Origin of the sequence: Hafnia alvei (assembly GCF_900095695.1) — a bacterium.
Classification (GTDB): Bacteria; Pseudomonadota; Gammaproteobacteria; order Enterobacterales; family Enterobacteriaceae; genus Hafnia; species Hafnia alvei_B.
On sequence record NZ_FMIQ01000031.1, the window covers coordinates 63,100 to 80,773 of the forward strand.

General features: G+C 49.5%; 15 protein-coding genes, 1 tRNA gene and 1 pseudogene. All 17 read left to right on the plus strand.

Features of this window, described 5'->3' with window-relative positions:
• Positions 1 to 13: 13 nt before the first annotated feature.
• On the plus strand, positions 14 to 730 hold the full coding sequence (locus BN1044_RS09235) for a succinate dehydrogenase iron-sulfur subunit (protein WP_025800708.1): 717 nt from the start codon (positions 14 to 16) through the stop codon (positions 728 to 730).
• A 451-nt stretch (positions 731 to 1,181) separates the two neighbouring features.
• Positions 1,182 to 3,989: a 2-oxoglutarate dehydrogenase E1 component gene (gene sucA, locus BN1044_RS09240; RefSeq protein ID WP_072308428.1), complete on the plus strand. Its 2,808-nt coding sequence runs from the start codon at positions 1,182 to 1,184 to the stop codon at positions 3,987 to 3,989.
• A 61-nt stretch (positions 3,990 to 4,050) separates the two neighbouring features.
• Entirely contained in the window at positions 4,051 to 5,265 is a 1,215-nt protein-coding gene (gene odhB / locus BN1044_RS09245) for a 2-oxoglutarate dehydrogenase complex dihydrolipoyllysine-residue succinyltransferase (protein ID WP_072308429.1), read from the plus strand.
• A gap of 131 nt (positions 5,266 to 5,396) precedes the next feature.
• The gene (gene sucC / locus BN1044_RS09250) at positions 5,397 to 6,563 is read left to right on the plus strand and encodes an ADP-forming succinate--CoA ligase subunit beta (protein ID WP_072308430.1); all 1,167 of its coding nucleotides are present in this window, start codon (positions 5,397 to 5,399) and stop codon (positions 6,561 to 6,563) included.
• Positions 6,563 to 7,432: a succinate--CoA ligase subunit alpha gene (gene sucD / locus BN1044_RS09255; protein WP_040045727.1), complete on the plus strand. Its 870-nt coding sequence runs from the start codon at positions 6,563 to 6,565 to the stop codon at positions 7,430 to 7,432. Before sucC ends, sucD begins: the two co-directional genes overlap by 1 nt.
• An 859-nt stretch (positions 7,433 to 8,291) precedes the next feature.
• Positions 8,292 to 9,854, plus strand: a complete 1,563-nt coding sequence (gene cydA, locus BN1044_RS09265) for a cytochrome ubiquinol oxidase subunit I (RefSeq protein ID WP_072308432.1) — start codon at positions 8,292 to 8,294, stop codon at positions 9,852 to 9,854.
• 14 nt (positions 9,855 to 9,868) lie between these two features.
• Positions 9,869 to 11,008, plus strand: coding sequence for a cytochrome d ubiquinol oxidase subunit II (cydB, locus tag BN1044_RS09270; protein ID WP_072308433.1), 1,140 nt, complete (start codon positions 9,869 to 9,871; stop codon positions 11,006 to 11,008).
• 12 nt (positions 11,009 to 11,020) lie between these two features.
• The gene (gene cydX / locus BN1044_RS09275) at positions 11,021 to 11,134 is read left to right on the plus strand and encodes a cytochrome bd-I oxidase subunit CydX (RefSeq protein WP_020303871.1); all 114 of its coding nucleotides are present in this window, start codon (positions 11,021 to 11,023) and stop codon (positions 11,132 to 11,134) included.
• Positions 11,134 to 11,427: a cyd operon protein YbgE gene (gene ybgE / locus BN1044_RS09280; RefSeq protein WP_025800715.1), complete on the plus strand. Its 294-nt coding sequence runs from the start codon at positions 11,134 to 11,136 to the stop codon at positions 11,425 to 11,427. The genes cydX and ybgE overlap by 1 nt, the downstream gene beginning before the upstream one ends.
• A 146-nt stretch (positions 11,428 to 11,573) precedes the next feature.
• Positions 11,574 to 11,978 (plus strand): tol-pal system-associated acyl-CoA thioesterase, encoded by a 405-nt coding sequence (gene ybgC, locus BN1044_RS09285; RefSeq protein WP_122974894.1) that lies wholly within the window; start codon positions 11,574 to 11,576, stop codon positions 11,976 to 11,978.
• Between the two features lie 5 nt (positions 11,979 to 11,983).
• Entirely contained in the window at positions 11,984 to 12,658 is a 675-nt protein-coding gene (tolQ, locus tag BN1044_RS09290) for a Tol-Pal system protein TolQ (protein WP_202209954.1), read from the plus strand.
• A gap of 13 nt (positions 12,659 to 12,671) precedes the next feature.
• The gene (gene tolR, locus BN1044_RS09295; protein WP_004096609.1) at positions 12,672 to 13,094 is read left to right on the plus strand and encodes a colicin uptake protein TolR; all 423 of its coding nucleotides are present in this window, start codon (positions 12,672 to 12,674) and stop codon (positions 13,092 to 13,094) included.
• Positions 13,095 to 13,265: 171 nt separating this feature from the next.
• Positions 13,266 to 14,503, plus strand: a pseudogene (gene tolA / locus BN1044_RS09300) (cell envelope integrity protein TolA).
• A 182-nt stretch (positions 14,504 to 14,685) separates the two neighbouring features.
• On the plus strand, positions 14,686 to 15,978 hold the full coding sequence (gene tolB, locus BN1044_RS09305) for a Tol-Pal system beta propeller repeat protein TolB (RefSeq protein ID WP_072308434.1): 1,293 nt from the start codon (positions 14,686 to 14,688) through the stop codon (positions 15,976 to 15,978).
• Positions 15,979 to 16,026: 48 nt separating this feature from the next.
• Positions 16,027 to 16,542, plus strand: a complete 516-nt coding sequence (pal, locus tag BN1044_RS09310; protein WP_025800719.1) for a peptidoglycan-associated lipoprotein Pal — start codon at positions 16,027 to 16,029, stop codon at positions 16,540 to 16,542.
• Between the two features lie 22 nt (positions 16,543 to 16,564).
• Positions 16,565 to 17,374 carry a cell division protein CpoB gene (gene cpoB, locus BN1044_RS09315; protein WP_072308435.1) on the plus strand — a complete coding sequence of 270 codons (810 nt, stop codon included), beginning with the start codon at positions 16,565 to 16,567 and terminating at the stop codon, positions 17,372 to 17,374.
• A gap of 180 nt (positions 17,375 to 17,554) precedes the next feature.
• Positions 17,555 to 17,630: transfer RNA gene (locus BN1044_RS09320), tRNA-Lys, on the plus strand.
• Positions 17,631 to 17,674: the final 44 nt, after the last annotated feature.

Here is a 17,674-nt window from a genome sequence, read left to right on the forward strand (position 1 = left end):
CGGAGAAACGGTCATGAAAGTAGAGTTTTCTGTATATCGCTATAACCCGGACGTCGATAACGCGCCACGGATGCAAGATTACACCCTAGAGGCCGAAGAAGGCCGCGACATGATGCTGCTCGATGCGCTGATCTTGCTTAAAGAGCAAGATCCAACGCTGGCTTTCCGCCGCTCTTGCCGTGAAGGGGTTTGCGGTTCTGACGGTGTGAACATGAACGGTAAGAACGGACTGGCCTGTATCACGCCGGTTTCAACCCTACAGCGTTCAGGCAAAAAAATTGTTATCCGTCCGCTGCCAGGCTTGCCTGTCGTGCGCGACTTGGTCGTCGACATGGGCCAGTTTTACACCCAATACGAAAAAATTAAGCCTTATCTGCTTAACGACGGTAAAAATCCTCCGGCACGCGAGCATTTGCAGATGCCGGAACAGCGTGAGAAGTTAGATGGTTTGTACGAATGTATTCTTTGTGCATGCTGTTCAACCTCATGCCCATCGTTCTGGTGGAACCCGGATAAGTTTATCGGCCCAGCGGGTCTGCTGGCATCGTATCGTTTCTTAATTGATAGCCGTGACACCGAAACGGATAGCCGTTTAGACGATTTAGACGACGCTTTCAGCGTATTCCGCTGCCATAGCATTATGAACTGCGTCAATGTGTGTCCAAAAGGCTTGAACCCGACCCGTGCAATTGGTCATATTAAGTCTATGTTGCTTCACCGCAGTGCTTAAGGCTTACCCCGTCATACTTCAAGCTGCATCGGTGTTGGCTACGTTTGCTCACCCTAGTCACATAGTTATCTATGTTCCTAGGGCTTCACAAACTTGCCGCCTACATGCAACTCGAATTATTTAGGGGATATTTATTTGAAATTCCAGCGCTTAGCGTTGGATTTATGCGAACCTCTCCCACCTCGAAAGAGGATGGCGAGAGGGGTTGCAATAGGTAGTACTAAGACGTAAGACACATTTTTGCAACAGGTGATGTATCTTCGTCACAAAAAGCACATAGAGTCATCTGACGATAGGTGCAATTACTATAAGATAGTTACGGTAAAGTAATTGCGATGTATGTAATTACGATAAATGTTTTTAATAACACTCGGTTGGATGCGAGCATTTGTTAAAAGCATGATGTTTATCACGGCGAAAACTAAAGCTGAAAACAGCTTAAGGGATCATGATGCAGAACGGCGCAATGAAGGCCTGGCTGGATTCCTCCTATCTGGCGGGCGCAAACCAGTCCTACATAGAGCAGCTCTATGAAGACTATCTCACCGATCCTGACTCGGTGGATCTGAGCTGGAAGGAAATTTTCCAACAGTTGCCGACGATCGGCCTGAAATCGGAACAATTCCACTCTCAAACACGAGACTACTTCCGCCGTCTGGCGAAAGACCCGTCCCGGTTTAATCTCTCTCTAAACGACCCTGATACGGATGCTAAGCAGGTCAAGGTGTTGCAGATGATCAACGCCTTCCGTTTCCGCGGTCATCAGCAAGCCAATCTGGATCCATTAGGTTTGTGGAAGCAGGATGCGGTGCCCGATCTGGAACCGTCCTACCACAACCTGACCGAAGAAGATTTTGATCAGACGTTCAACGTCGGTTCTTTTGCCATCGGCAAAGAGACGATGAAGCTGTCCGATCTGTATCAGGCGCTTAAGCAGACTTATTGTGGCTCCATCGGTGCAGAATATATGCACATCACCAACACGGAAGAAAAACGTTGGATTCAGCAACGTTTGGAATCTGTTGTCGGTCAGCCTTCCTTTACTCAAGAAGAAAAACAGCGTTTCCTGCGTGAGTTAACCGCAGCGGAAGGTCTGGAGCGTTATCTGGGAGCAAAATTCCCCGGCGCGAAACGCTTCTCACTGGAAGGCGGCGACGCGTTGGTGCCTATGCTCAAAGAGCTGATCCGTCATGCCGGTAAGAACGGCACGCGTGAAGCCGTTCTCGGGATGGCGCACCGTGGCCGCCTGAACGTGCTGATTAACGTGCTGGGTAAAAAACCGCAGGATCTGTTCGACGAATTTGCCGGTAAACATAAAGAACACCTCGGTGCCGGTGACGTTAAGTACCATATGGGCTTCTCGTCTGACGTTGAAACCGAAGGCGGTCTGGTGCATCTTGCGTTGGCGTTTAACCCATCGCATCTGGAAATTGTGAGCCCGGTGGTAATGGGGTCGGTGCGTGCTCGTCGCGATCGTCTGGATGAAGCGCGTAGCAATATGGTTCTGCCAATCACCATTCACGGTGATGCGGCAATCGCAGGCCAAGGCATTGTGCAGGAGACGCTGAACATGTCTCAGGCGCGTGGTTACGAAGTGGGCGGTACCGTTCGCATCGTTATCAACAACCAAATCGGGTTTACCACCTCTAATCCGAAAGATGCGCGTTCAACTCAGTACTGTACTGACATCGCAAAAATGGTTCAGGCACCCATCTTCCACGTGAACGCGGATGATCCTGAAGCCGTTGCTTTTGTAACGCGTTTGGCCCTCGATTTCCGTAACACCTTTAAACGTGATGTGATGATCGATCTGGTGTGCTACCGCCGCCATGGTCATAACGAAGCTGATGAGCCAAGTGCAACCCAGCCGGTTATGTATCAGAAAATCAAAAAACATCCGACCCCGCGTAAAATTTACGCTGATAAGCTGACCGAGCAGAGCGTTGCCTCTCTCGAAGATGCCACGGAAATGGTTAACCTGTATCGTGACGCGTTGGATCGCGGCGAATGCGTGGTGGACGAATGGCGTCCAATGAACATGCATACCTTCACATGGTCTCCATACCTGAACCATGAGTGGGATGAAGTTTATCCAAGTACCGTTGAGCTAAAACGCCTCCAGGATTTGGCTCGCCGTATCAGCCGCGCACCAGAATCGGTTGAAATGCAGTCGCGTGTGGCCAAAATTTATGGCGACCGTGCCGAGATGGCTGAAGGCAACAAACTGTTCGATTGGGGCGCGGCTGAAAACTTGGCCTACGCCACCTTAGTGGATGAAGGTGTTCCAGTGCGTATTTCTGGTGAAGACTGTGGGCGAGGGACGTTCTTCCACCGCCATTCAGTGATTCATAACCAGAAAGATGGCTCCGTTTATATTCCGCTAGAAAACGTACATAACGGCCAAGGCGATTTCAAAGTTTGGGACTCGGTGCTGTCTGAGGCCGCTGTTTTAGCCTTCGAATATGGTTATGCCACCGCAGAGCCTCGCACGCTGACCATCTGGGAAGCGCAGTTTGGTGACTTCGCCAACGGTGCACAGGTGGTTATTGACCAGTTCATCAGTTCCGGCGAGCAAAAATGGGGTCGTCTGTGTGGTTTAGTGATGCTGTTGCCGCATGGCTATGAAGGCCAAGGCCCTGAGCACTCTTCTGCACGTTTAGAACGTTATCTGCAACTGTGCGCTGACCAGAATATGCAGGTTTGTATTCCGTCTACGCCGGCTCAGGTTTATCACATGCTACGTCGTCAGGCGCTGCGTGGAATGCGTCGCCCTCTGATTGTTATGTCGCCTAAGTCCTTGCTGCGCCATCCGTTAGCGGTATCTTCTTTGGAAGAGCTGGCAAACGGCAGCTTCCAGCCGGTGATTGGTGAGATTGATGACATCGATCCAAAAGACGTTAAGCGTGTGGTGATGTGTTCCGGTAAGGTTTACTACGACCTGTTGGAACAACGTCGCAAAAACGAACAGAAAGACGTGGCGATTGTGCGTATCGAACAGCTGTATCCATTCCCTCACCAGGCGATTCAGGATGCATTTGCCCCTTATGCCCACGTACACGATTTTGTCTGGTGTCAGGAAGAACCACTGAACCAAGGTGCTTGGTACTGTAGCCAGCATAACTTCCGTGAAGTGATTCCTTTTGGAGCATCGTTGCGTTATGCGGGGCGTGCGGCATCGGCTTCGCCGGCTGTGGGTTATATGTCGGTTCACCAGAAACAGCAGCAAGATCTGGTTAACGACGCGCTGAACGTGGAATAAGAGTCTGGGCGCATAAGCGCCCAGTTCTGCAAAAAAAATTGGTTATAAAAAAGGATATAGCATGAGTAGCGTAGAAATTCTGGTCCCTGACCTACCTGAATCCGTTGCCGACGCTACGGTTGCAACGTGGCACAAAAAACCGGGCGATACCGTTGCCCGCGATGAAGTGATCGTTGAAATCGAAACCGACAAAGTTGTTCTGGAAGTGCCAGCGCCGGAAGCCGGCATTATGGATGCCATTTTGGAAGAAGAGGGTGCAACCGTACTTTCTCGCCAGCTGTTGGGTCGTTTGCGTCCGGCTGATGTATCCGGCAAACCAACCACTGACAAAGCGCAATCGTCTGCATCAACACCGGCCTCACGTCATACGGCGGATCTGGAAGAGGGTAGCAGCGATGCACAAGGCCCAGCCATTCGTCGCCTGTTAGCCGAGCATTCTTTGAATGCCGCTGACATCAAAGGCACCGGCGTGGGTGGCCGTTTGACCCGTGAAGACGTTGATAAACATTTAGCTTCAGCACCAAAAGCAGCCAAAGCGGCTGAGCCAGAAGCACCGGCCGCAGCTCCGTTAGGCGCTCGTACTGAAAAACGTGTTCCGATGACTCGCCTGCGTAAGCGTGTGGCTGAGCGTTTGCTGGAAGCAAAAAACAGCACCGCGATGTTGACGACCTTTAACGAAGTCAACATGAAGCCAATCATGGACATGCGTAAGCAGTACGGCGAAGCGTTTGAGAAACGCCACGGTGTGCGTCTGGGCTTTATGTCTTTCTACATCAAAGCCGTGCTGGAAGCGCTGAAGCGCTACCCAGAAGTGAACGCCTCTATTGATGGCGAAGATGTGGTTTATCACAACTATTTCGACGTCAGCATTGCTGTATCCACGCCGCGCGGCTTGGTAACGCCAGTGCTGCGCAACGTTGATACGTTGGGTATGGCTGACATTGAGAAAAATATTAAAGAACTCGCGGTGAAAGGTCGTGATGGCAAACTGAAAGTTGAAGAACTGACCGGCGGTAACTTCACCATTACCAACGGCGGCGTATTCGGTTCATTGATGTCTACCCCGATCATCAACCCACCGCAGAGCGCGATTCTGGGCATGCACGCTATCAAAGATCGTCCGATGGCGGTGAATGGTCAGGTTGTGATCCTGCCAATGATGTATCTGGCTCTGTCTTACGATCATCGCCTGATCGATGGACGCGAATCCGTAGGCTTCTTGGTTACGGTGAAAGAGATGCTGGAAGATCCGGCTCGTCTGCTGCTGGACGTATAAGCGATAAAATATTCTGCGTTGCTATGCAATGGCCTGCTTAGGTAGGCCACTTACCTAAAATAAGAGCCAGTCTGATAGGCGTGATGAGCGCAATAGCCTAGCAGACTCGGCGACAAAATGGATAGAACATCATGAACTTACACGAATATCAGGCCAAACAACTGTTTGCTCGGTATGGTCTACCGGCACCGGTCGGTTATGCCTGCACCACACCTCGCGAAGCAGAAGAAGCAGCATCCAAAATCGGTTCCGGCCCGTGGGTGGTGAAATGTCAGGTTCACGCTGGTGGTCGCGGTAAAGCGGGCGGCGTTAAGCTGGTTAGATCTAAAGAAGAGATCCGTGCTTTTGCTGAGAACTGGTTAGGTAAGCGTTTAGTGACTTACCAGACAGATGCGCTGGGTCAGCCGGTTCACCAGATTCTGGTGGAAGGCGCAACGGACATTGATAAAGAGCTGTATCTGGGCGCAGTTGTCGATCGTGGCACACGTCGCGTGGTGTTCATGGCATCCACCGAAGGTGGCGTGGAAATTGAGAAAGTGGCTGATGAAACGCCACACTTGATCCATAAAACCGCACTGGACCCACTGACTGGCCCACAGCCTTATCAAGGCCGCGAGCTGGCATTTAAACTGGGTTTGACGGGCAAACAAGTCGGTCAATTCACCAAAATCTTTATGGGCTTGGCAACGCTGTTCCTTGAGCGCGATCTGGCTTTGGTTGAGATTAACCCGCTGGTTATCACCAAGCAGGGCGATCTGATCTGTTTAGACGGCAAACTGAGCGCAGACGGCAACGCGCTGTTCCGCCAGGCTGAACTGCGTGAAATGCGCGATCCTTCTCAGGAAGATGCGCGTGAATCTCAGGCTGCCCAGTGGGAACTGAACTACGTTGCATTAGACGGCAACATCGGTTGCATGGTGAACGGTGCAGGTTTGGCGATGGGTACCATGGATATCGTTAAATTGCACGGCGGCGAACCGGCTAACTTCTTAGACGTTGGCGGCGGTGCTACTAAAGAACGCGTGACCGAAGCGTTCAAAATTATTCTCTCCGACGAGAAAGTGAAAGCGGTGCTGGTCAATATCTTCGGCGGCATTGTGCGCTGTGACCTGATCGCCGATGGGATTATCGGTGCTGTGGCTGAAGTGGGCGTTAATGTGCCGGTTGTGGTTCGCTTAGAAGGTAACAACGCTGAGCTGGGTGCGAAAAAACTGGCTGACAGCGGTCTGAATATTATTGCAGCGAAAAGCTTAACGGATGCTGCGCAGCAGGTTGTTGCTGCCGTGGAGGGGAAATAATGTCCATTTTAATTAATAAAGATACCAAAGTGATCTGCCAAGGTTTTACCGGCAGTCAGGGCACCTTCCATTCCGAACAGGCTTTAGCCTACGGTACCAAATTAGTTGGCGGTGTTACGCCGGGTAAAGGTGGCACCGAACATCTGGGTCTGCCGGTATTTAATACCGTGCGCGAGGCGGTTGAAACGACAGGTGCAACGGCGTCAGTCATTTATGTACCAGCGCCTTTCTGCAAAGACTCCATTCTGGAAGCGATTGATGCAGGCATTAAGCTGATCATCTGTATCACTGAAGGCATTCCGACTCTGGATATGCTGGTGGTGAAAGCGAAACTGGAGCAGAGCGAAGCACGCATGATCGGTCCAAACTGCCCAGGCGTTATCACTCCGGGTGAATGTAAGATCGGTATTATGCCGGGTCACATCCATCTGCCGGGTAAAGTTGGCATCGTATCTCGCTCTGGTACCTTGACCTATGAAGCGGTTAAGCAGACGACGGATATCGGTTTTGGCCAGTCTAGCTGTGTCGGTATCGGTGGTGATCCAATCCCTGGCTCTAACTTCATTGATATCTTGAAACTGTTTCAGGAAGATCCGCAGACTGAAGTTATTGTGATGATTGGTGAAATCGGCGGTAACGCTGAAGAAGATGCTGCTGCATACATTAAAGAGCATGTGACTAAGCCTGTTGTGGGCTACATCGCGGGCGTTACTGCGCCTAAAGGCAAGCGTATGGGTCACGCGGGCGCCATTATTGCCGGTGGCAAAGGCACTGCGGACGAAAAATTTGCAGCGTTGGAAGCGGCAGGGGTGAAAACTGTTCGCAGCTTGGCCGAAATTGGCAACGCCGTGAAAACAGTATTGCGTTAAGTCTTGTTCAAACGTTGCGTTTGAACGCTGTTTTATTGAAAGAAACAGAAAAGTTTCGACATGTTGGGCCACTTCGGTGGCCCTTTTTTATACTCAGATATACGGCATTCTGTATCGTGGCTAAATGGCTGCGGCAATGCCTTTATCACAGAGAGCAAAGTGGCGATATTTTATGCTACCTAAACTCTACGTTATCTCTTCTCTCGCCATTAACTTCTCACCTGTTTGCGTAACGTTTCTGCTTTGCTTACTGACGATTTGTCACGTTGCTTTATTACTCTGTTATTGAAAATGGCGTGCAATGAAAATAAAAAATCACGTAAAAGAAACAGCGCATCGAATAAATAACAATCAATTAACAATAAGTAACCATGAATACGTTTATGATACTTTTGCTTAACATAGATCAATGAAATTCCTATAAAAAAATGCCAGAAATAGTGCCTTAAACAGTGTGTTTTGCTAATCTTGTCGCAGATCAATTTTAGGTAATTATAATCATTTGCCTAAAACGTGACCTAAATACACAAATCTAATTCCTAACATGAAAATACCTATTTATTGTGTGGGAATGGCGGGGTACTATTTACTCGTCTGTAATACTGAGTCGTTTTTATTGTTATATTTGTTATCTTCCTTCGGTTTTTCGTTTCAAACGTTTTCTGAACTATGCTGATGGAGAGGTTTTTACCTCAACATCCGTTGCTAAGATTTGGAAAGCGTAGGCTGCCGAGAATTGGGGGAGGTTCCAATTTGTTGTTGAAGGGCATTCACTGCTGGTAGTTATGTGACTTCCGTACTCGAACGGGAGCCGTGTTGCCGCAAGTCGGAGTCTTCCTGCGAGGAGCAAGGAGTCAAGATGTTGGATATTGTCGAACTGTCACGGTTACAGTTTGCCTTAACGGCGATGTACCACTTCCTGTTTGTGCCACTAACGCTGGGTATGGCGTTCTTGTTGGCCATCATGGAAACGGTATACGTTCTTACGGGTAAACAAGTTTATAAAGATATGACTAAGTTCTGGGGCAAGTTGTTTGGTATCAACTTTGCGCTTGGGGTTGCCACGGGTTTAACCATGGAATTCCAGTTCGGGACTAACTGGTCATACTATTCCCATTACGTTGGAGACATCTTTGGTGCGCCGCTGGCCATTGAAGGGTTGATGGCGTTCTTCCTTGAATCTACCTTTGTTGGTCTGTTCTTCTTTGGCTGGGATCGTCTGGGCAAAGTGCAGCACTTAGCAGCCACTTGGTTAGTTGCGTTAGGTTCCAACCTGTCTGCTCTGTGGATTCTGGTGGCTAACGGCTGGATGCAGAACCCAATCGCGTCGGATTTCAACTTTGAAACCATGCGTATGGAAATGGTGAGCTTCTCTGAGCTGGTATTAAACCCAGTTGCTCAGGTGAAATTCGTTCACACCGTTTCTGCGGGCTACGTGACCGGCGCCATGTTCGTTCTGGGCATCAGTTCCTACTACTTGCTGAAAGGCCGTGATTTCGCCTTTGCTAAGCGTTCATTTGCTATCGCCGCGGCGTTTGGTCTGGCTGCGTCTCTGTCTGTTATCGTGCTGGGTGATGAATCCGGTTACGAGATGGGTGACGTACAGAAAACCAAACTGGCAGCGATTGAAGCAGAGTGGGAAACCCAACCGGCTCCAGCATCGTTTACTCTGTTTGGTATCCCTAATCAGGAAACCATGACCAACGAATATGCGATTCATATCCCTTACGCACTGGGCCTGATCGCGACACGTTCGCTTGATCAGCAGGTGACCGGCCTGAAAGAGCTGATGGCTCAGCATCAGGTTCGTATCCGTAATGGTATGAAAGCTTATGAGTTGCTGCAGGAACTGCGTACCGGTAACACCGATCCTACCGTGCGTGATGCCTTCAACAAAACCAAGCAGGACTTGGGCTACGGTATGCTGCTGAAGCGTTATACCGAGAACCCATCTCAGGCGAGCGAAGAGCAGATTCAGGCCGCAACCAAGGACTCTATCCCTAAAGTTGCTCCGCTGTACTTTGCCTTCCGCATCATGGTGGCATGTGGCTTTGCGCTGTTGCTGATCATTGCGCTGTCCTTCTGGAGCGTTGTTCGCGGTAACGTGGGTAAAAAACGCTGGCTGCACCGTGCGGCATTGCTGGGTATTCCTTTACCTTGGATTGCCTGTGAAGCGGGCTGGTTTGTTGCTGAGTATGGTCGTCAACCATGGGCTATCGGTGAAGTATTGCCGACCGCGGTGGCGAACTCTTCTCTGACAACGGGCGATCTGCTGTTCTCCATTATTCTGATCTGCGGTCTGTACACGCTGTTCTTAGTCGCAGAAATGTATTTGATGTTCAAATTTGCTCGCCTGGGGCCAAGCAGCCTGAAGAGCGGTCGTTATCATTTTGAACAGCCGAATGCAGTAGAAGCGCGCTAACAGGAGTCCACGCTATGTTTGATTATGAAGTATTGCGGTTTGTCTGGTGGCTGCTCGTTGGTGTGCTGCTGATTGGATTCGCAGTCACCGATGGTTTTGATATGGGGGTAGGTGTGCTCTCCCGTATCATCGGTAAGACCGATACCGAACGCCGTATTATGATTAACGCGGTTGCCCCTCACTGGGAAGGTAACCAAGTTTGGCTGGTTACCGCGGGTGGTGCTCTGTTTGCTGCATGGCCAATGGTTTACGCGGCTGCATTCTCCGGCTTCTATGTTGCGATGATTTTAGTGCTGGCTTCATTGTTCTTCCGTCCGGTTGGCTTTGATTACCGCTCTAAAATCGAAAGTACACGCTGGCGTAACATGTGGGACTGGGGCATCTTTATTGGTAGCTTCGTGCCTGCATTAGTTTTCGGCGTGGCATTCGGTAACCTACTGTTGGGCGTTCCGTTCCATATCGATGAATACCTGCGTCTTTACTACACGGGTAACTTCTTCCAACTGCTGAATCCGTTTGGTCTGTTGGCGGGGGTGGTTAGCTTGACGATGTTGCTGGCTCAGGGTGCGACCTATCTGCAAATGAAAACCACGGGCGAAGTGCACTTGCGCTCTCGTACCGCGGCGCAGATTTGTTCTCTGGTCATGACTGTAGCGTTCTTGCTGGCAGGCGTTTGGCTGGTGAAAGGCATTGATGGCTATGTAATTACTTCTGCTATCGATACTGCGGCACAGTCTAACCCGCTGCGTAAAGAAGTGGCTCATCAGGCCGGTGCATGGCTGTTGAACTTCAACAAGTATCCAATCCTGTGGGCTCTGCCTGCGCTGGGTGTGGTACTGCCGTTGCTGACAACATTGTGCTCACGCGTTGAGAAAGGTGGCTGGGCGTTCCTGTTCTCCTCTCTGACCATCGCCTGTGTGATCCTGACCGCCGGTGTGACCATGTTCCCGTTCGTGATGCCTTCTATCACCAACCCAAGCATGAGTCTGACCATGTGGGATGCGACGTCTAGCTTGCTGACTCTGCAAGTGATGACCGTGGTTGCGATTATTTTTGTTCCAATTGTGCTGCTGTACACCATCTGGTGTTACTACAAAATGTTTGGCCGCTTGGACAAAAAATATATCGAAGAAAACACGCACTCACTTTATTAAGGAGCGATAACCATGTGGTATTTTGCCTGGATTTTAGGAACGCTTCTGGCTTGTTTCTTCGCTATCATCACTGCGATGGCGATTGAAAACAGCGAAGCCAAGGCAACGGCGAAAGACGCCGAGTAATGGCTAACTTATCTGATAAGCTCTATCAGATCATGGACAAGGGCCCATTACGGGCCCTTTCACTGGTTCTGGCATTAGTGGTGGCGTTTTGTGTTTTTTGGGACCCGTCGCGCTTTGCCGCAAAAACCAGTGAGCTTGAGATTTGGCAAGGGCTATTAATTATGTGGGCGGTTTGCGCTGGTGTGATACATGGCGTAGGTTTTCGTCCATACCGCAGCCTGTGGAAAGCCGTATTTTCTCCATTGCCTGCGGTGATTATTCTACTGGCCGGTTTGTTACACTTCTTCAGTTAACGTCAAGAACGGTTAGTAATTCTTCAAAATAATTATGGGTCCATGATTGATCCATAATTATTTTCGTTCTCATCTACCTCCCCCATTCCCAACCCGTTTTCAAGTGAGTATAGTAACCGCGTTAATTTGCATTTCTGAGATGTAGAGTGAGTATTATGATGTTCCGATGGCCGGTACGTGTATATTACGAAGACACGGACGCCGGGGGCGTGGTTTATCACGCACGATACGTCGCTTTTTATGAAAGAGCGCGCACAGAGATGCTGCGCCAACATAATTTCAGTCAGCAACAATTGCTGAGTGAGCATGTCGCTTTTGCTGTCCGTCGCATGACGGTAGAGTATCTGTCGCCTGCACGTCTGGATGACATGCTGGAGGTAGAGACTGAGATTACCGCCATACGAGGGGCTTCTCTCACGTTTGCCCAACGTATCATCAATTCGCAAGGCAAAATTTTAAGCCAAGCTGATGTGTTGGTTGCATGCATCGATCAAAACCAAATGAAGCCTATTGCGCTTCCCAAGTCTATTGTCGCGGAGTTTAAGCAGTGACTGACATGAACATGTTCGATTTATTTTTGAAGGCGAGCCTGCTGGTAAAGCTTATCATGCTGGTTTTGGTGTGCTTCTCTATCGCCTCTTGGGCCATCATCATTCAGCGTACCCGCATCCTGAATGCGGCCACGCGTGATGCTGAAGCCTTCGAAGATAAATTCTGGTCGGGAATTGAGTTATCTCGTCTGTATCAGGAAAGCCAAACTCGCCGTGATAGCCTGACTGGCTCAGAGCAAATCTTCCATTCTGGTTTTAAAGAATTTGCGCGTTTACACCGTGTAAACAGCCACGCTGCGGACGGCGTGATTGAAGGCGCAACGCGTGCGATGCGCATTTCATTAAATCGCGAAGTTGAAGGTTTGGAAACGCATATCCCATTCTTGGGTACCGTCGGTTCAATCAGCCCGTATATCGGCCTGTTCGGTACCGTTTGGGGGATTATGCATGCCTTTATCGGTTTGGGTGCTGTTAAACAGGCAACCCTGCAAATGGTTGCTCCAGGTATTGCAGAAGCATTGATCGCAACGGCGATCGGTCTGTTTGCTGCAATCCCAGCGGTTATGGCCTACAACCGTCTGAATCAGCGTGTGAATAAGCTTGAACAGAATTACACCAATTTTATGGAAGAGTTCATTGCCATTCTGCACCGTCAGGCTTTTGCTACCGAATCTAAATAAGTAGGAGGTTAGCATGGCGAGATCAAGTGGCCGTCGCGAGCTCAAATCTGAAATTAACATCGTTCCATTACTGGACGTGTTATTAGTTCTGGTACTGATTTTTATGGCGACAGCGCCGATTATCACCCAGAGCGTTGAGGTTGATTTACCCGACGCAACGGATTCAAAAACGGTAAGCACCAACGACAATCCACCGGTTATCGTTGAAGTGTCTGGCATCGGCCAATATGCGGTTGTGGTTGATCATAATCGTATGGAACAGCTGCCAGCGGAGCAGGTTGTTGCGGAAGCACAATCTCAGCTTAAAGCTAATCCAAAAACCGTATTTTTGATCGGTGGTGCTAAAGATGTACCTTATGACGAAATCATTAAGGCGCTGAATCTTTTGCATCAGGCAGGTGTAGCCTCTGTAGGCTTAATGACGCAGCCGATCTGATTGCGGTAAAAAAGCGTGAAATCCGTGTTGGAATTCCTGTACTAAAGCGCTAGCATGCAGCCTGTTTATAGGCTGCGTGTTGCATTTTGCGCAGAGGATATTTGGCACTTAATTTGTTTAACTGAGCTTTTGGAAACCGGCTCCGGGATACTGGCTCTTGGAAACTGAATCGTGGTAAAGGCATCTGAGAAAAACGATAAGCTAAATCGCTCTGTCATCGTTTCAATCATTTTGCATATTGTCCTGATAGCGTTATTAGTCTGGGGCTCAATGATGCAGGATTCAACGATAAGTGCTGGCGGCGGCGGTGGCGGCGGTTCTGCCATTGACGCAGTCATGGTTGATTCCGGTGCAATGGTTCAACAGTATAATGATCGCCAGCAACAGCAGCAAAGTGATGCGCGTCGCGCGGAACAGCAGCGTAAAAAACAAGCCGAAAAGCAGGCTGAAGAACTACAACAAAAACAGGCTGAGGAACAGCAGCGTCTAAAAGCGCTGGAAAAAGAGAGAATTCAGGCGCAGGAAGATGCTAAACAAGCTGCAGAAGACGCCAAACAGGCGGCTGAAGAAGCTAAAAAGCAGGCTGCGGAAGAAGTGAAAAAGGCAGCTGAAGACGCTAAGAAAGAGGCTGCTCTAGCAGCAGCTAAAGCGAAGCAGGAAGTTGCCAAAGAGGCGGCTGTTGCTGCTGCCGCTGCGAAGAAACAAGCGGAAGAAGAAGTGAAGAAAGCGGCAGCAGAGGCGAAGAAACAGGCCGAAGCTGAAGCGAAAAAACAAGCTGCAGCTGATGCTAAGAAAGCCGCTGAAGAAGCCAAAAAACAGGCTGCTGATGAGGCGAAGAAGGCGGCTGAAGACGCTAAGAAAGAAGCCGCAGCTGAAGCGAAAAAACAAGCCGCCGCGGATGCTAAGGCGAAAGCAGATACTGAAGCTAAAGCTGCAGCCGCTGCGAAAAAAGCCGCAGATGCCAAGAAAAAGGCCGATGCCGCCGCTGCTGCGAAATCAGCAGAAGGCGTTGACGATCTGTTTGATGGCCTTGCTGATGGCAAAAACGCGCCGAAAGGGGGGGAGCCGCGGGTGCTGCGGGGACTTCCGGTAAAGCTGGTGCGGCAGGAAAAGGTAATAGCAAAACGAGTGGAGCTTCTGGCGCGGATATCAGTAACTACGCTGGACAGATTCAAGCGGCAATTGAAAGTAAGTTCCATACGGATCCGAGCTTTAGCGGCAAAGTATGTAACCTGCGTATTAAGCTCGCGTCGGATGGCATGTTGTTAAGCGTGACTTCTGAAGGTGGCGATCCTGCGCTTTGTCAGGCGGCGGTTGCAGCAGCGAGAATGGCGAAATATCCTAAGCCGCCAAGTGACGCCATTTACCAGATATTTAAAAATGCGCCCGTTGATTTTAAACCGAATTGATTTGACTAATTTTGTTTGAATAACAGTGCATTAGATAAAGCCAAAGTAAAGCAACATATAGTGAACGTAAAGTTTCGGAATTATATGATGGTTACACTGGGCAATATGTAGTTTTGTGTGCGTTGGTTTGTTAAAATTCTGCTAAATTATCGTGGCCATCGGGGTCAGATAAGGGAGATATGATGAAGCAGGCGTTTCGTGTAGCGATGGGGCTATTAATCCTGTGGGCCAGTGTGCTCCACGCGGAAGTCCGAATAGTGATTACTCAGGGTGTTGATACCGCTCGTCCGATCGGTGTAGTGCCTTTCAAATGGATGGGGCCGGGTTCTGCTCCTGAAGATATCGGTGGAATTGTCGCGGCTGACTTACGCAACAGCGGTAAATTCAACCCGATTGATACCAACCGTATGCCACAGCAGCCAACTACAGTTGCTGAAGTGACTCCGGCAGCGTGGACGGCATTGGGTATTGATGCGGTCGTAGTGGGTCAAGTTCAGCCAAGCGCAGATGGCGGCTATATGGTTTCTTATCAGATGGTTGATACCTCTGGTAACCCTGGCAGCGTTCTGTCCCAGAATCAGTACAAAGTGACCAAGCAGTGGTTACGCTATGCGGCACATACCAGCAGCGATGAAGTGTTTGAAAAGCTGACCGGTATTAAAGGCGCATTCCGCACCCGTATTGCTTACGTTGTGCAGACTAACGGCGGCCAGTTCCCTTATGAACTGCGCGTTGCTGACTACGATGGCTATAATCAGTTTGTTGTTCACCGTTCTCCACAGCCATTGATGTCTCCGGCTTGGTCTCCAGACGGTAGCAAGCTGGCTTACGTGACTTTCGAAAGCGGCAAATCAGCGCTGGTGATTCAGACTCTGTCTAACGGTGCAATCCGTCAGGTAGCGTCATTCCCACGTCACAACGGTGCGCCATCGTTCTCTCCAGATGGTAGCAAGTTGGCGTTCGCGCTGTCTAAAACAGGTAGCTTGAACCTGTATATTATGGATTTGGGCTCTGGCTCAATTCGTCAGGTCACTGATGGCCGTAGCAACAATACGGAGCCTTCATGGTTCCCGGATAGTCAAACTTTGGCATTTACATCTGACCAAGGTGGACGTCCACAAATCTATAAAGTAAACATTAATGGTGGTGCGCCTGAACGTCTGACCTGGGAAGGCTCTCAGAATCAGGATGGCGACGTAAGTTCTGACGGCAAGTTCCTTGTCATGGTTGGCACAAACGGCGGTTCACAGCACATCACTAAACTGGATCTCGGATCGAATGCGAATCAAGTTTTGACCAGCACGTTCCTAGACGAAACGCCGAGTATCGCGCCAAATGGTACCATGGTTATCTATAGTTCTACTCAAGGACTGGGTTCCGTGTTGCAGCTAGTCTCGACCGACGGGCGTTTCAAAGCGCGTCTTCCGGCAACCGATGGACAGGTGAAATTCCCTGCCTGGTCGCCGTATCTGTGATGCATGTATAAAAAGATATGTATAGCAAATTATAAAAGGATCAAAGAGATGCAACTGAACAAAGTTCTGAAGGGGCTGATGTTGGCACTGCCTATCATGGCTGTAGCTGCTTGTAGTTCACATAAAAATGCGAACGACGATCAATCAGCAATGGGTGCTGGCGCTGGTAACGGTATGGAAAACGGCAGCAGCAACCTGTCTTCTGAAGAACAGGCTCGTCTGCAGATGCAAGAACTCCAGAAAAACAACATCGTTTACTTCGGTCTGGACAAGTACGATGTGAGCTCTGACTACGCTCAGATGCTGGATGCGCATGCTGCTTTCCTGCGTAACAACCCATCTTACAAAGTGACCGTAGAAGGTCATGCGGATGAGCGCGGTACTCCTGAGTACAACATCGCCCTGGGCGAACGTCGTGCTAACGCAGTTAAGATGTACCTGCAAGGTAAAGGCGTAGGCGCTGATCAGATCTCTATCGTTTCTTACGGTAAAGAAAAACCAGCAGTACTGGGCCACGACGAAGCAGCCTATGCTAAAAACCGTCGTGCCGTACTGGTTTACTAATAGTTAGTAAGACGAGTATCGCATGAGCAGTAACTTCAGACTTCACTTGTTGAGTCTGTCGTTACTGGTTGGAATAGCGGCCCCTTGGGCCGCTATTGCCCAAGCCCCAATCAGTAGCGTCGGCTCCGGCTCGGTTGAAGACCGAGTCACTTCACTTGAGCGTATTACCAATGCTCAGGGTCAACTATTTTCTCAGCTTCAGCAGCAACTCTCCGATAACCAGCGCGACATTGACTCTCTTCGTGGTCAAATTCAAGAAAGTCAGTATCAGCTGAATCAGGTTGTTGAACGTCAAAAACAGATCCTCTTGCAGTTAGATAGCCAAGGTAGTGCTAATAGTAGTGCCAATACAGGTGCCGCAGCCGCAGATTCGGCCGCTTCAGCCTCTACGGGCTCTGACGCTTCTAGCACAGCGGCAACTGCAGCCCCTGCGGCGGACGCAGCGCCAGCCAGCAGTGGTGATGCCAACACGGATTACAACCGTGCGGTAGATTTGGTATTGGTGAAAAAGCAGAACGATCAGGCAATTACGGCCTTCCAAAGCTTTGTTAAGCAATATCCAGATTCGACCTATCAGCCAAATGCAAATTATTGGCTGGGGCAGCTGTTTTACAACAAAGGTAAAAAAGATGACTCGGCGTATTATTTTGCCGTAGTTGTTAAAAATTACCCTAAATCCCCGAAAGCGCCTGACGCGATGTACAAGGTTGGGGTGATCATGCAGGAGAAAGGGCAGGCCGATAAAGCCAAAGCCGTCTATCAGCAGGTCATTAAGCAGTACCCAACGAGCGATGCTGCGAAGCAGGCTCAAAAACGTATTGCTGCATCATAAGCGTATTTTCAGGCTCAGAAGTAGACGATTTGTTTAATTTATGGGCCTGAACGTACGAAGTGCAATCAATTGAACTGATTATTAAAATTTTTGGTTGCGCTGTCCTGATAAATGGGTAATATATGCCGCCGTTGCCCAGACAAACTGAAACAGAGTGATTCAGGCAACAATTTTTGAAATGGGTCGTTAGCTCAGTTGGTAGAGCAGTTGACTTTTAATCAATTGGTCGCAGGTTCGAATCCCGCACGACCCACCATTCAAAAATGATTTTGTTTTAAAGTAGCAAGCCAGATAAATAAA

Excerpts from the sequence above, each read along its gene's own strand:
- BN1044_RS09235 (WP_025800708.1), top strand. The coding sequence starts at position 14 with ATGAAAGTAGAGTTTTCTGTATATCGCTATAACCCGGACGTCGATAAC.
- sucA (WP_072308428.1), top strand. The coding sequence starts at position 1,182 with ATGCAGAACGGCGCAATGAAGGCCTGGCTGGATTCCTCCTATCTGGCG.
- odhB (WP_072308429.1), top strand. The coding sequence starts at position 4,051 with ATGAGTAGCGTAGAAATTCTGGTCCCTGACCTACCTGAATCCGTTGCC.
- sucC (WP_072308430.1), top strand. The coding sequence starts at position 5,397 with ATGAACTTACACGAATATCAGGCCAAACAACTGTTTGCTCGGTATGGT.
- sucD (WP_040045727.1), top strand. The coding sequence starts at position 6,563 with ATGTCCATTTTAATTAATAAAGATACCAAAGTGATCTGCCAAGGTTTT.
- cydA (WP_072308432.1), top strand. The coding sequence starts at position 8,292 with ATGTTGGATATTGTCGAACTGTCACGGTTACAGTTTGCCTTAACGGCG.
- cydB (WP_072308433.1), top strand. The coding sequence starts at position 9,869 with ATGTTTGATTATGAAGTATTGCGGTTTGTCTGGTGGCTGCTCGTTGGT.
- cydX (WP_020303871.1), top strand. The coding sequence starts at position 11,021 with ATGTGGTATTTTGCCTGGATTTTAGGAACGCTTCTGGCTTGTTTCTTC.
- ybgE (WP_025800715.1), top strand. The coding sequence starts at position 11,134 with ATGGCTAACTTATCTGATAAGCTCTATCAGATCATGGACAAGGGCCCA.
- tolQ (WP_202209954.1), top strand. The coding sequence starts at position 11,984 with ATGAACATGTTCGATTTATTTTTGAAGGCGAGCCTGCTGGTAAAGCTT.
- tolR (WP_004096609.1), top strand. The coding sequence starts at position 12,672 with ATGGCGAGATCAAGTGGCCGTCGCGAGCTCAAATCTGAAATTAACATC.
- tolB (WP_072308434.1), top strand. The coding sequence starts at position 14,686 with ATGAAGCAGGCGTTTCGTGTAGCGATGGGGCTATTAATCCTGTGGGCC.
- pal (WP_025800719.1), top strand. The coding sequence starts at position 16,027 with ATGCAACTGAACAAAGTTCTGAAGGGGCTGATGTTGGCACTGCCTATC.
- cpoB (WP_072308435.1), top strand. The coding sequence starts at position 16,565 with ATGAGCAGTAACTTCAGACTTCACTTGTTGAGTCTGTCGTTACTGGTT.